Annotated in this window: 11 protein-coding genes; 5 read left to right on the top strand and 6 right to left on the bottom strand. The window is 64.4% G+C overall.

Annotated features, from left to right (window positions below; genetic code table 11):
* Nucleotides 1-197: 197 nt before the first annotated feature.
* A complete protein-coding gene (locus tag SMAL_RS05330; protein ID WP_012510351.1) occupies nucleotides 198-773 on the bottom strand; it encodes a single-stranded DNA-binding protein in 576 nt (191 codons plus the stop codon).
* Nucleotides 774-1,066: 293 nt separating this feature from the next.
* Here SMAL_RS05330 and SMAL_RS05325 point away from each other — a divergent pair, with 293 nt between their 5' ends.
* Nucleotides 1,067-2,098 (top strand): LacI family DNA-binding transcriptional regulator, encoded by a 1,032-nt coding sequence (locus tag SMAL_RS05325; protein WP_041864485.1) that lies wholly within the window; start codon nucleotides 1,067-1,069, stop codon nucleotides 2,096-2,098.
* A gap of 96 nt (nucleotides 2,099-2,194) precedes the next feature.
* Here the strand turns inward: SMAL_RS05325 and SMAL_RS05320 are convergent, their stop codons facing one another.
* Complete coding sequence (locus SMAL_RS05320) at nucleotides 2,195-4,264, bottom strand: PAS domain-containing sensor histidine kinase (protein ID WP_012510349.1); 2,070 nt, start codon at nucleotides 4,262-4,264, stop codon at nucleotides 2,195-2,197.
* Nucleotides 4,254-5,750 carry an ATPase domain-containing protein gene (locus SMAL_RS05315; protein WP_012510348.1) on the bottom strand — a complete coding sequence of 499 codons (1,497 nt, stop codon included), beginning with the start codon at nucleotides 5,748-5,750 and terminating at the stop codon, nucleotides 4,254-4,256. Before SMAL_RS05315 ends, SMAL_RS05320 begins: the two co-directional genes overlap by 11 nt.
* Before the next feature lie 273 nt (nucleotides 5,751-6,023).
* Here SMAL_RS05315 and SMAL_RS05310 point away from each other — a divergent pair, with 273 nt between their 5' ends.
* A complete protein-coding gene (locus SMAL_RS05310) occupies nucleotides 6,024-6,926 on the top strand; it encodes an ABC transporter ATP-binding protein (RefSeq protein WP_004147722.1) in 903 nt (300 codons plus the stop codon).
* A gap of 12 nt (nucleotides 6,927-6,938) precedes the next feature.
* Nucleotides 6,939-10,523 carry an ABC transporter permease/M1 family aminopeptidase gene (locus SMAL_RS05305; protein ID WP_012510347.1) on the top strand — a complete coding sequence of 1,195 codons (3,585 nt, stop codon included), beginning with the start codon at nucleotides 6,939-6,941 and terminating at the stop codon, nucleotides 10,521-10,523.
* 76 nt (nucleotides 10,524-10,599) lie between these two features.
* Here the strand turns inward: SMAL_RS05305 and SMAL_RS05300 are convergent, their stop codons facing one another.
* Nucleotides 10,600-10,887 (bottom strand): hypothetical protein, encoded by a 288-nt coding sequence (locus SMAL_RS05300; RefSeq protein WP_012510346.1) that lies wholly within the window; start codon nucleotides 10,885-10,887, stop codon nucleotides 10,600-10,602.
* 248 nt (nucleotides 10,888-11,135) lie between these two features.
* Here SMAL_RS05300 and SMAL_RS05295 point away from each other — a divergent pair, with 248 nt between their 5' ends.
* Together SMAL_RS05295 and SMAL_RS05290 are read left to right on the top strand one after the other, a co-directional pair.
* Entirely contained in the window at nucleotides 11,136-12,035 is a 900-nt protein-coding gene (locus tag SMAL_RS05295; protein ID WP_012510345.1) for a hypothetical protein, read from the top strand.
* Nucleotides 12,036-12,045: 10 nt separating this feature from the next.
* A complete protein-coding gene (locus SMAL_RS05290) occupies nucleotides 12,046-12,420 on the top strand; it encodes a hypothetical protein (RefSeq protein WP_012510344.1) in 375 nt (124 codons plus the stop codon).
* A gap of 50 nt (nucleotides 12,421-12,470) precedes the next feature.
* On the opposite strand, the gene SMAL_RS05285 is transcribed toward SMAL_RS05290, so the two are convergent.
* On the bottom strand, nucleotides 12,471-12,929 hold the full coding sequence (locus SMAL_RS05285) for a GNAT family N-acetyltransferase (RefSeq protein WP_004147717.1): 459 nt from the start codon (nucleotides 12,927-12,929) through the stop codon (nucleotides 12,471-12,473).
* A gap of 113 nt (nucleotides 12,930-13,042) precedes the next feature.
* The gene (locus SMAL_RS05280) at nucleotides 13,043-13,429 is read right to left on the bottom strand and encodes an SseB family protein (RefSeq protein WP_012510343.1); all 387 of its coding nucleotides are present in this window, start codon (nucleotides 13,427-13,429) and stop codon (nucleotides 13,043-13,045) included.
* Nucleotides 13,430-13,460: the final 31 nt, after the last annotated feature.

Below are 13,460 nucleotides of genomic sequence, written 5' to 3'. Positions count from 1 at the left end.
CATCAGCCTTAAAATGCTCAGCCAGCAATTTTTCAGCGGGGCTTCCTCCGCTTCCAGATCCTAGACCCGCTTCGTATTCGCCATCTTCGTATAGCAATATCTTTTCAACCACATACGATCGGGTTGTAGACAAGAAAGCCCCGCAAAAGCGGGGCTTTGTAATACTTTTTTAATCAACACTCTCAACCAAGTGTTTCTTAGAACGGAATATCGTCATCAGCGAAGTCGTCCATCGGCGGCGCCTGCTGCGGCTGCGGGCGCTGGTTGCCACCCTGGTTGCCGTAGCCACCGCCCTGGTTGCCGCCCTGGTTGCCATAGCCACCACCCTGGCCGCCGCGCTGGCCACCGCCACCGCCGTACTCCTGGCGCGGCGCCTGCTGGCGCTGCGGGCGCTCGCCGCCGCCGTAGTTGCCACCACCACCACCACCGCCGCCTTCACCGCGGCCGCCCAGCATCTGCATCTCGTCGGCGATGATGTCGGTGGAGTACTTCTCCACGCCATCCTGGCCGGTGTACTTGTCGTAGCGCAGGCTGCCTTCGACATACACCGAGCTGCCCTTGCGCAGGTACTCGCCGGCGATTTCGCCGAGCTTGCCGAAGAACACCACGCGGTGCCATTCGGTACGTTCCTGCTGGTTGCCATCCTTGTCCTTGCGGACGCTGGTGGTGGCCAGGCTGATGCGGGTGATCGCCATGCCACCCTGGGTGTACTTCACGTCCGGGTCGTTGCCGAGATTGCCGACCAGGATGACTTTGTTGATGCCGCGCGCCATAGGTACCTTCGTTCGTTGTCCAAGGGCAGACCGCCAGTGATAGCACAGCCCCGGGCGGGGTGCAGTAGGCTGGGCCGCCCCTGTTGAAATTTGGGGGAATGCGAGAACGGTGCATCTTAGCATTGCCGCCGCCATCCGCCCGGTCAGAAGACCCCGGCCGCGCTGGAGGATTGAGCTGATTTCCTTGTCCGGCAATGACTTACCTTAGCCCCGACGGTCGCCCGGAGGGGCATTCGCGTCTGCCCATGGCATCATTCCCGGGCACCTTCCCCCCAGCCCCCTTCTGCGTTCCCATGACGATCAAAGGCAAAGCCACCTCCCTGGACATCGCCCACCTGGCCGGGGTCTCCCAGCCGACCGTGTCGCGGGCGCTCCGTGGCAGCCCGATGGTCAACGCCGAGACCCGCGAGCGCATCCTGCGCATCGCCCGCGAGCTGAACTACAAGGTCGACAAGAACGCCTCCAGCCTGCGCCTGCGCAACGCCGGAACCCTGGCCCTGCTGTTCTTCGAAGACCCGACCAACGACGACTCGCTGATCAACCCGTTCTTCCATTCGATGCTGGGCTCGATCACCCGCGCCTGCGCCCTGCATGGGCAGGACCTGCTGGTCTCGTTCCAGCAGCTGTCCACCGACTGGCAGGCCGATTACGAGGACAGCAACAAGGCCGACGGCATCATCCTGCTCGGCTACGGCGACTACCACGAATCGCGCGACCGCCTGCAGCGGCTGGTCGAACAGGGCACGCACTTCGTGCGCTGGGGCGCCGCCCTGCCCGGCCAGCCCGGTGTATCGATCGGCAGCGACAATTTCCAGGGCGGGCACGACATCACCACCCACCTGCTGCAGCAGGGCTGCCGCCGCATCGCCTTCCTTGGCCATGCCTCCAGCCATTACCCGGAATTCCAGGAACGCTACCGCGGCCATGTCGCGGCTCTGCAGGAACACGGCCTGGCTGCCGAGGCGGCGCTGCAGCACGATGCGATCACCACCGAAGCCTCCGGCCAGGAAGCCTGCCAGGCGCTGCTGGCTCGCAACGCGCCGGTCGATGCGATCTGCGCGGCCAGCGACCTGATCGCCATCGGCGCGATGCGGGCCCTGCGCGAAGCCGGCCTGCGGGTGCCGCAGGACGTGGCGGTGACCGGCTTCGATGACATCCCCTTGGCAGCATCGGTATCCCCGGCGCTGACCACCGTACAGCAGGACACCAAGCAGGCCGGGCAGCTGCTGGTGGAGCGCCTGCTGGCACTGATCGGCCGGCAGGCTGTGGACAGCCAGAGCATCCCGGTAAAGCTGGTGGTGCGGGAATCGTCGCAGCGCGGGTAGTGTCGAGCTTGCTCGACCAGCGGATGCAACTCCAATCGGGAAAGATCAGCCGAGTATGGATCGGCTCTGCACAAAAACAGTCGAGCAGGCCCGACTCTACGGATTGCCACCTGCCGTTTCAGGCATCGCGGTGCGAACCGCTGCACTGAACTCGTCAAGCAGGAACGGCTTGGCGATCATCGCCATGCCCGCATCGAGGAAGGACGAGCGCTCCTGCGCCTTCTCCGCGTAGCCGGTCATGAACAGTACTGGCAAAGTCGGCCGCGAGTGACGGGCTATCTCGGCGAGCTGGCGGCCATTGAGCCCAGGCAGGCCGACGTCGGTAATCAACAGATCGATGCACTGGTCCGAAGTCAGGATCGGAAGCGCGGCGTCCGCATCGCCCACCACCTGGGCCTGGTACCCCAGGTCCTCGAGCACCACCGTGACCAGCATGCGTACCTGCTCATCATCCTCGACCACCAGGATCGACTGGCCAGCGCCGAGCCGGATGGCTTTGGCCGGAGCGGCCGCCGTTTCGCTGGCCGCGGCCTCCACCAGTGGAATGAACAGGGAAATGGTGGTGCCCTCACCCAGGCGCGATTCGATCGCGATGTGACCACCGGACTGCTGCATGAAGCCATACACCATCGACATGCCCAGCCCGGTTCCCTTGCCGATGGGCTTGGTGGTGAAGAAAGGCTCGAATGCGCGCTCGACGACTTCCGGCGCCATGCCGGCGCCCGTGTCGGCGACTGCCACCACCGCATAGTGCCCTGCCGGCACTGCCGGATACTGGCCTGCATGCACATCTGCTTCCGCAGTGCGCAGGATCAGCTCGCCGCCATCAGGCATCGCGTCGCGAGCATTGATGGCCAGGTTCAGCACCGCACTTTCGAACTGGTTGGCATCCAGCGTGGCGTGCAGCGGCACCGGACAGGTCTCGGTACGCAGCCGCACCGTCTCCCCGATCGTGCTGTGCAACAGGTGCTGCACCGATACCAGCAACGTGTTGATCTCCACCGGCCGCGCGTCCAGCGACTGCCTGCGCGAGAACGCGAGCAGGCGCTGGGTCAATGCGGCGGCACGCTGCGCCGAGGTGGTGGCCGTATCCAGGAAACGCTCCAGATCATCCACCCGGCCCATCTCCAGGCGCAGGCGCACGATGTCCAGCGCGGACAGGATGCCAGTCAGCATGTTGTTGAAATCGTGCGCGATGCCACCGGTCAACTGGCCGATCGCTTCCATCTTCTGCGACTGCCGCAGGGCGGCCTCGCTGGCCTCGCGTGCAGCCATCTGCGCTTCCAGCTCACGCGTGCGCTCGGCCACCATGGCCTCCAGTGCATGTGCGTGCTGCTGGCTGTTGCTCAGGGCCAGCTTGGCGGCGGTGATATCGGTAACGAAGACGTGGAATCCGTCGACCCGGCCGTCGGTGTCGGTGCGCGGCGAGTAACGCACTTCGCAGTCGCGCCGGCCGCGTAGTGGATGCGGCCAGGTGATCTCGAAGAGCGCCGCTTGGCCGTCCAGCGCGCGCTCCATCGCCGCCCTGCGCTGCTGCCATACGGATTCGCCGATCACTTCGCGAACGTGCCTGCCGATCACCTCACCGGTGGCGAGATCGAACCAGGACTCATAGGCCCGGTTGGCGAAACGGAAGCACATCGAACGATCAACGAAGGCGATCAGCACCGGCATCGCATCGGCGATCAGGCGCAACTCGGTTTCACTGCGGGCCAGTGCGGCCCGCCCGTCCGCCAATGCCGCCATCTGATCGCGCACGAGGAACTGCTTGTCACGGGCCCGCAGTGCGCCCTGGACAGCACTGATCAGGGACATGCTGCCAAGCGGCCGGTCCATCTCCACCACGTTGATCGCAACTGGCAACAGTTCCTCACGGGTGGAACGGCGGTACGACCGCGCCGAGCGCAGCAGGATGAACGGGATATCCGACCAGGCCGGTTGCTGCTGCAAGGCAGGCAGCATGCCATCGGTGCCGCGCACCAACGCTTCCTGGGTCACCACCACCAGGCCGGTGCGATCATCCAGATGCTCGGCCAGTTCCTCCAGGTTCCCCGCGATGCGCGTTGCCAGCCCTGCCCCCTCCAGTACCGCCGCAATGCTGTCGGCATCGCGTCCAAACGGCGCCACGATGCGGACAACCTTGCGGCTCTCACCGCTATCGGACATCGGACTGGCCCAGCAGCGCCGCGCTGTCACCCACGAATTCGGGTGTTCCGGTCAGGATGCCCTGGAAGTCTGCCAACGGCGCACTGACGGTGATGCCACGCCCGTCGATCTTCAACTCACGGATGGTGTCCTCGTGCGCACCGCCGCGGTTCTTGATCACCGAAATGGCTTTGCGGATGCGCCCCTTGGCCTCGAAGAACCGGAACAGCACCACCGCATCGGCGATATAGGACACATTGAGACTGCCAGTGGACATGGTGCCCACCAGGCCATGCTGCGGATTGATCAGGAACGTCGCTACACCCTTCTGGTTGAGGTAGGACAACATCTCGTGCAGCTGCAGCATCAGCTGCTTTTCCTGTGGCATTGCCGTGACATAGCCGTTCAGGCTGTCGATCACCAGCACACTGCAGTTGCGCTGCTCTACCACCTTGCGCAGGTTCCAGGAGAACTCACCCGGCGACACCTCGGCCGGATCCATCTGCAGGATCTCCAGCAGGCCCGAGTGCAGATGCTTGTCAAGGTCGATGTCCAGCGCAGATGCACGCGCCAGCAAGGTGCCGATGCGCTCGTCGAACTCGAAGATGCAGCAGCGTTCGCCACGTTCGCAGGCCGCCCACACGTATTGCAGGGCGACGTTGGTCTTGCCGCTGCCAGCGGGACCGGTCAACAGGGTCGAGGTCCCGCGCAGGGGACCCCCGCCCAGCAGGCGATCGATCTCGTCGACGCCACTGCTCACCGGCGAACCCACGAACCGGTCGTGGTGCTCGGAGGCGATCAAGCGGGGAAAAATCTCGAGCCCACCACGACGGATCACCATATCGTGGTAGCCCGCAATGAAATCCACACCGCGCAGCTTCTGCACCTGCATGCGGCGCCGGGCCGGACCAAAATCCAGGGTCAGGCGTTCCAGCGACAGCACGCCGTGGCACAGGCTGTGCAACTGCCCATCGCGCTCTTCGCCGGTAGAGGTCAGGTCATCGACCAGGATCACCGTAGCGCTCTTGGGTGCGAAGAACTGCTTCAACGCAAGGATCTGGCGCCGGTAGCGCAGAGAGTCCTGGGCCAGCAGGCGCAGTTCGGACAACGAATCGAACACCACGCGGGTGGGCCCAATGCTGTCCACCTTGGACATGATCAGATTGACCGTCTCGTCCAGCTCCATTTCCCACGAATGCAGCACCGACTGCAGGCGACCGTTGCCCATTGCGCCTTCAGCCGATCCCAGTTCGAACAGGTGTAGGCCATCCAGCGACCAGCCATGGGCAGCGGCGACTTCGCGCAGTTCCTCGGCGGTCTCGGACAAGGTGATGTACAGGCAGCGTTCGCCCCGCCGCAGGCCTTCCAGCAGGAACTGAAGCGACAACGTGGTCTTGCCGGAACCCGGTGGTCCTTCCAGCAGATACAGCCGCGCCTGCGGAAGTCCGCCACCAAGAATGCTGTCCAGTCCCTCTACTCCGGTAACAGTCCGCATGTACGCCTGCATGGCAATGGCCCTGAGAGGCGCAAAGACTATCGGTGCCCCTGTCGACGTCCTGTGTGATCCGGCCGACCTTTCCCAACGCATTCAGGAAGACTTCACAAGCTGGCCCCCTGCCGCCTTGGCGAAGCCCCACGCACTGGAAGCCGCCCCTGTCGCGCCTTCAACGGTGGGGCGCCCTCACCTGCTACCCGCACGGCACCATGACCAACGGCGCATGACGCCAGCCCAGTTGCGGGTGATAAACAGCGCGATCACACACGGAAAGGTGTACGTCGCATGCTGAAGATCGATTCACTGTCCAAGACGTACGCCAACGGCGTGCACGCGCTCAACAATGTCAGCCTGGACATCCCGCGCGGCATGTTCGGCCTGCTCGGCCCGAACGGCGCTGGCAAGTCGTCGCTGATGCGCACGCTGTCCACCCTGCAGGAGGCCGACAGCGGTTCGGCGATCCTCACCATTCCCGGCGAAGCACCGATCGACGTGCTGCGCGACAAGGACGCGGTGCGCCGCCGGCTGGGCTACCTGCCGCAGGATTTCGGCGTGTACCCGAAGGTCAGCGCACTGGACCTGCTGGAGCATTTCGCGGTGCTCAAGGGCCTGACCCAGCGCGCGCAGCGCCGCGAGGTGGTCGATGGCCTGCTGCAGCAGGTGAACCTGTGGGACGCACGCAAGCGCAAGCTCGGCACGTACTCGGGCGGCATGCGCCAGCGCTTCGGCATTGCCCAGGCACTGCTCGGTGACCCGCGGCTGGTGATCGTCGACGAGCCCACCGCCGGCCTCGACCCCGAGGAACGCAACCGCTTCCTCAACCTGCTGGCGGCCATCGGCGAGAACGTGGCGGTGATCCTGTCCACCCACATCGTCGAAGACGTGACCGACCTGTGCCCCACCATGGCGATCATGAACAAGGGCCAGGTACTGCTGACCGGCCGCCCCGCCGAAGCCATCGATGCCCTGCAGCAGCAGGTCTGGCGCAAGCAGGTCGACCCTTCGGAACTGGCCGACCACGAGGCGCGCTACGTGGTGCTGTCGACCCGTCTGGTCGGAGGCCGCCCGGTGATCCACGTGCACAGTGCCAACGATCCCGGCGACGGCTTCGCGGCGGTGGCTCCCGACCTCGAGGACGTCTACTTCCAGCGCCTGCGCCTGCAGGCCCGTGCCCGCGCGGCAGCCTGAGCGGAGCACGCCATGATTCTCAACTTCTTCCGCTTCGAGCTGCGCGAGCAGCTGCGTTCTCCACTGCTGTGGCTGCTGGCCGCGCTGTTCGCCCTGCTTGCCTTCGCGGCCGCCTCCAGCGATGCGGTACAGATCGGTGGTGGCAGCGGCAACGTGCACAGCAACGCGCCCACCGTGATCGCGCAGATGCTGGGCATCTTCACCCTGCTCGGCATGCTGGTCAGCGCCCTTTTCGTCAGCAACGCGCTGCTGCGTGACTTCGAACTGGGCACCGCCGAGCTGATCTTCGCCAGCCCGGTGAAGCGCCGCGACTACCTGGCAGGGCGCATCGCTGCCGCCCTGGCCGCCGGCTTGCTGGTCTACATCGTGATTGCATTTGGCCTGTGGCTGGCGCCGTTCATGCCGTGGGTCGATCCCGAACGCATGGGCCCGATCAGCTGGCAGGGCTATGCGTGGACGTTCGCAGTCATCGTCATCCCGAACCTGTTGTTCACCACCGCACTGCTGTCGCTGCTGGCAGCCCTGACCCGTTCGATCCTGTGGGTCTACATCGGCCTGGTGGCCTACCTGGTGCTGTACGGCGCCAGCGCGGCCCTGCTGCGCGACATCGACAACACCTGGATCGCGGTGCTGAGCGAACCGCTGGGCATGCGCGCACTGGGCCGCACCATCCGCTACTGGTCCACCGCCGAGCGCAACAGCGGAATTCCCGAGCTGGCCGGCTACCTGCTGGCCAACCGCACCCTGTGGCTGGGCGTGGCCGCCGCGCTGTTCGCCGCCACCTTCGCGTTGTTCCGCACCGAACGCAGCGGCAGTGGCCGTCGGCGCTGGGGCCGCAGGCAGGCGCAACCGGTTGCCGATGCCGGCGCCGTCCGCCCCACCCGCGCAACGCTGCCGCGCGTGGTGCCGGCGTTCACTACCACCACGGCGTGGCAGCAGTTCCTGCGCCAGGTCCGCTTCGATACACGCGGCGTTCTGCGCAGCGTGCCGTTCATCGTGCTGCTGGTGCTGGGCCTGGCCAACTTCCTGCCCAGCGCGCTGTTCCGGCAGACGCTGTATGGCACCTCGATCTGGCCGGTCACTTCGCAGATGATCATGGGCCTGCAGGGTGCCTTCAGCTGGCTGCTGGTGATCATCGTGCTGTTCTTCGCCGGTGAACTGGTCTGGAAGGAACGCAGCGCGCGCATCAACGAGGTGACCGATGCCATGCCGGTGCCGAACTGGGTGCCGCTGCTGGCCAAGTTCACCGCGCTGCTGGCGGTGATCGTCTGCTTCCAGGCGGCCGGCGCGCTGGCGGCGATGGGCGTGCAGCTGACCAAGGGCTACACCCACCTGGAGCCGCTGCTGTACCTGCGCAGCCTGGCGCTGGATTCGGTGGTCTACATCCTGATGGGCGGCCTGGCGCTGGTGCTGCAGGTGCTGACCAACAACAAGTTCGTCGGCTACGCGCTGCTGATCGTGGTGATGATCGGCCAGGGTGTTCTGGGCCTGCTGGACTACACGCAGAACCTGTACAACTTCGGCAGCTGGCCCATCGCGCCCTATTCGGACATGAACGGCTACGGTCACTTCCTGCCGGGGCAACTGGCCTTCCAGGGTTACTGGGCGCTGTTCCTGCTGACCCTGATGTGCCTGGCCTCGGCGTTCTGGGTACGCGGTGTCAGCCAGGGCTTGCGCCAGCGCCTGGCCCTGGCCGGTCGTCGCCTGCGCGGTCCGACCGGCGCCTTTGCAGCGCTGGCGGCACTGGCCTTCATCGGTGTGGGCGGCTGGCTGTACTGGAGCACCAACATCCGCAACGAGTTCCTCTCGCCCGACCAGCAGCTGGACCTGCAGGCCCGCTACGAGCGTGAACTGTCGAAGTACCGCAACCTGCCGCAACCACGCATCGTAGCGGTGGACAACCGCGTGGACGTGTTCCCGGAAACACAGTCGATGGTGATCGACGCGAACTGGACGGTACGCAACACGCATGCCGTGCCGATCCAGGAGGTGCATGTGTCGATGGGCGATGACAAGCAGCTGGTCGCCGCCGATCTGGGCGGACAGACCCTGTCGATGCACGACGCCGACCTTGGCTACCGCATCTACCGCCTGGCTACGCCACTGCAGCCGGGTGAAAGCCGCAGCGTCCACTTCCGGGTGGTGCAGAGGCCCAACGGCATCACCGCCGGCCAGGCACCAAGCAACATCGTCGACAACGGCACCTTCTTCAACAGCCGCGTGCTGCCGTCCTTCGGCTACAACGAAGGTGCGGAGATCAGCGACCGCAACGAGCGTCGCAAGCGTGACCTCGGCGAACCGCGGCGCATGCCCAAGCTGGAAGACGAAGCCGCGCGTGCCAACACCTACATCTCCAACGATGCCGATTGGCTCGACTTCCGCACCACGGTCTGCACCGCGCCGGACCAGGTGGCGCTGGCCCCGGGCTACCTGCAGCACGAGACCACGGTGAACGGCCGGCGTTGCTTCAGCTACGCGATGGACCGCCCGATGCTGAACTTCTACGCCTACCTGTCGGCACGCTGGGAGGTGCGCAGGGCGAAGTACAAGGACCTCCCGATCGAGGTCTACTTCGATCCGGCGCACGGCTACAACGTGGACCGGATGATCGAAGCGGTGCAGAAGTCGCTGGCCTACTACGAAGCGAACTTCACGCCGTACCAGCATCGCCAGGTGCGCATCATCGAGTTCCCGGGCTATGCGCGCTTCGCACAGTCGTTCGCCAATACCATCCCCTACTCCGAGGCCATCGGTTTCATCGCCGACCTGCGTGATCCGGACAAGGTGGACTACGTGTTCTACGTGACCGCGCACGAGATCGCACACCAGTGGTGGGCGCACCAGGTGATCGGTGCCAATGTGCAGGGCGCCACGGTCCTGTCCGAGTCGCTGTCGCAGTACTCTGCGCTGATGGTGATGGAGCAGGAGTACGGCCGCCAGCACATGCGCCAGTTCCTCAAGCGCGAGCTGGACGGCTACCTGTCCGGACGCGGTGGCGAGGCCATCGAGGAGCAGCCGCTGGAGCGCGTGGAAAACCAGCAGTACATCCACTACCAGAAGGGTTCGCTGGTGTTCTACCGGCTGCGCGAGGAGATCGGCGAGCAAGCCCTGAACCGCGCCCTGAAGCGCTTCCTGCAGGACAAGGGCTACCAGCAGCCGCCGTATACCACCTCACGCGAACTGCTGGACTATATCCGTGCCGAAACGCCAGCTGATCGCCAGCAGCTGGTCACCGACCTGTTCGAGAAGATCAGTTTCTACGACAACCGCGTGATGACCGCCAGCGCCCGCAAGCGCGATGACGGTCGCTACGACGTAACCCTGGACCTGCACGCGGCCAAGCAGTACGCCGATGGCAAGGGCAAGGAGAGCGACGGCACGATGGATGACTGGGTTGAGATCGGCGTGTTCGCCAATGGGCCTTCGGGTAAGGAACGCGACCAGAAGGTGCTGTACCTGCAGCGCCACCACATCACCAGCGCCGCGCCGAAGATCACGGTGACGGTGGACGAAAAGCCGGACGAAGCAGGCTTCGACCCGTACAACAAGCTGATCGACCGGGTGAGCGATGACAACCGGCGCAAGGTGACGATGTGAAGTGATGGAGCGCCGGCGGTTGCGTCGGCGCTCCGCATGCCGCATGTAGTGCCGAGCCATGCTCGGCACAGCGCCTTCAGCGCGCCGCCGCCTTCGGCCCCAGCAACGCCAGCAGTACATAGACCACGATCGAGGCGACGGTGCCGAGTGCCGCCGACAACCCGAAGGCCCAGGCCGACCGGCCCTGCTGGCGCGCCCACTGCGCCAGATGCCAGGCCGCGCCCAGGTTGATCAGCCAGGCGATGACAAACACCGGCCACTGCACAATGCCCACCGCGCGCAGCAAGGGCATGGACACCAGCGCGGCGGCGATGGCCGCGATCAGGAAGATCAGCGCGGCGCGGGAATGATGGGGTGCAGCCATGGTCACGTTATCAGCCACCAGAAGATGGAGTCCGCTTCCAGAATAACGCTCACTGACCTTGGGTGCAGCAGATGGCCCCATCGCCGCCAGATTGGATGCCTTACACCAGGATCCTCGGATCTCTGACGCACCGCACGGCGGATACCGATACGCGGCGGTCGCCACGAAGCGCAAGGTGAATGAGTGGGAACACCGTGGATCAGGAAGGTGTGCCCACGGGTACACCCACTCGTCCAAGGAGTCACTTTGTGAAAATGGTCTCTGCAGCCACCTTGATTCTGGCAGGCACCGCGCTTTCCCCGTTCGAGGCGCACGCGGTCCAGGTAGTCACCTGTGGCAATTGCACTCAATCCTGGCAATACGAATCCGCTGGCGAGATGGCTCATGGGTTCCGACGTGGCTGGGAGGTCTATCTCGTGGTCAACCCCAACACCGCCCAAGCACTCTACGTCACCGTCAACTACATTCCTCCTGGCGAGGTTCCCAGACGCTTCCACCAGGCCGCTCCCCAAGGTGATCCGGGAGTCGCGGCTGACATCAACGTTCCAGGCTGGCGCCTACCGAGCCAGCCGGTGCTGTCACGGCATGGACAAGGTGACTTCGACAGCAGCTCACAGGGCTTGGCGGACAGCGAACGGCTTCAGCTCGAAGCAATTGTCCGAATGTCGAAGGAATGGGTGTTCATCAAACCCAGGAACGACAGTGGATACTTTTCAAGTGTGTATGTCGCAAACCAGTTCATTCCGGCAGTCGACGATGCGATCCGAATCGCGCATACGACGAACAATCCAGCCTGGCAGCATGGACAGATAAATGGAAACCTCGTTGGCTCCCTTTTCAGGTCGCTTGAGCATTTCTTCGGCAGAGGTGTTGGCGGCTGCCTGCTGATGGACAACGGCGACACCGCCTGCTGGCAGATCAATCCAATGGCCAGAGGGGCGGCGCGACTGATCAAAGGCACGGCAAAGGATGTTCTTGGCCAAGCCTTGCCTGAATCAGACACCATCAAGAACGGGGGAAAGATTGATATTGATGTCGATAGGGGCGATTGGCCTCGCGAGGTGCGCTACAACTTCAGTGGCGGCTACTTCCGATGCGGGTCGGTAAATGGAAAGCTGGACCGCTGCGAATGGATCCGCCCGCGCTAGGAGATTAGTCATGAAGATATGGTTGCAGCTGGGAACGCATTCCCTGGTCGCCATTGTGTTCTCGCTTCTGGGGGCATGGCACATCACCCACGGACTGCCCAGCCTCAGACACCAGTACAGCGACGACCTCGCCATGTCCATCCATCTGTTGTTCGACGAGGATGGCGAGGCAAGGTCGCAGGCTGAACTTCAGTCCAGAATCTCGTCCCACATCGCCAACATGCTCCTGCTTTCAGCCAGCTCACCCGGGAAGTCAGATGCAGAGAATAACCGTCTTGCAGAAATCAGCAGGCGCATTCTCCAACAGGATCTCCTGAGATACATCGAGCGTGACGAAGTACGACGCAATGCTGCCCTCACGGCCGGTGGCCTGGCGGGCGATTGAGCATCCGTTGCCCGGAGTCTCCAAAACTCGGGCACGCCATGACACTTTTCTTATAGGGAACGCACCATCACCAGCACGCGACAACCATGGTTGTCGGCTTCCTGCAGCGGCTTCCAGCCCAGCCGCGTATACAGACCGCCATCCAGGGATTCGGTCTGCAGGTGCAGTTCGGAAACGCCCATCCGCACCGCCTGCGCCGCGGCCTGTTCGACCAGCGCGCCAGCCAGCCCACGCCCGCGATGACTATCGGCCACGAACACGCTGCCCAGCCAATGCTCGTACTGCGGGAATGCCGGCATCTCCCTGCGCTTCAACTGCACCGCGCCGACCACCTGGTCGCCATCGAAGGCGGCAATCAGATGCGGGAGACCCTCGGCATCCTGCGGCCGGTTGAGCCGTTGCAGTTCCTGTTCAAGCGACAGGCCAGCGTCCCGGCCCCATTCCGCGTAATACCACTGCGCCAGTTGCTGCCGTTCCGGTGCGTCGGCGGGTAATTCCCTGAACTCCATGGCGGTGCCTCAATGGGGAAGCGTTCTGTAGAGTCGAGCCATGCTCGACTGATCTGGCATTGTGCGAACGGCAGTCGAGCATGGCTCGACTCTACAAATTACACGGCGGCGGTTCAGCCCTGCGCAAAGTCCTTCAGGATCTCGCCCACGCCGCTCGGTGAGATCTCGAAGCCCAGCGGGGTGCCCGGATTGATCACCACGCCATAGCCACCCGGCACGCGGCGCAGCACGTCCAGCATCAGCCAGCGGATCTGGTGTTCGGCCTGCTGGCTGTAGGTGCCCACCCGCGACGGGTCGGTGAACACGGCCACATGCAGGGTGCCCTGCTTGTCGAACAGCAGCGGGTCGAAGCCGCTGCCGTCGGGGGTGACCAGGCTGCCGGTCAGGAGCACCACCTCGGAGGCGACGAAGGCTTCCATGAAGGCGCGGATCGGCACCGCCCCATCCATCGCCGCCTTCAGCAGGGTTTCGATCGGGGTCTGCGGGGCGAGGTCGGTCATGGCGGTACGGCGGGGCGTGAGGGGTGCCTAT

Origin of the sequence: Stenotrophomonas maltophilia R551-3 (assembly GCF_000020665.1) — a bacterium.
Lineage (GTDB): Bacteria > Pseudomonadota > Gammaproteobacteria > Xanthomonadales > Xanthomonadaceae > Stenotrophomonas > Stenotrophomonas maltophilia_L.
Note: the sequence above shows the minus strand (reverse complement) of the source record. Positions and strands in the feature narration are given on the sequence as shown.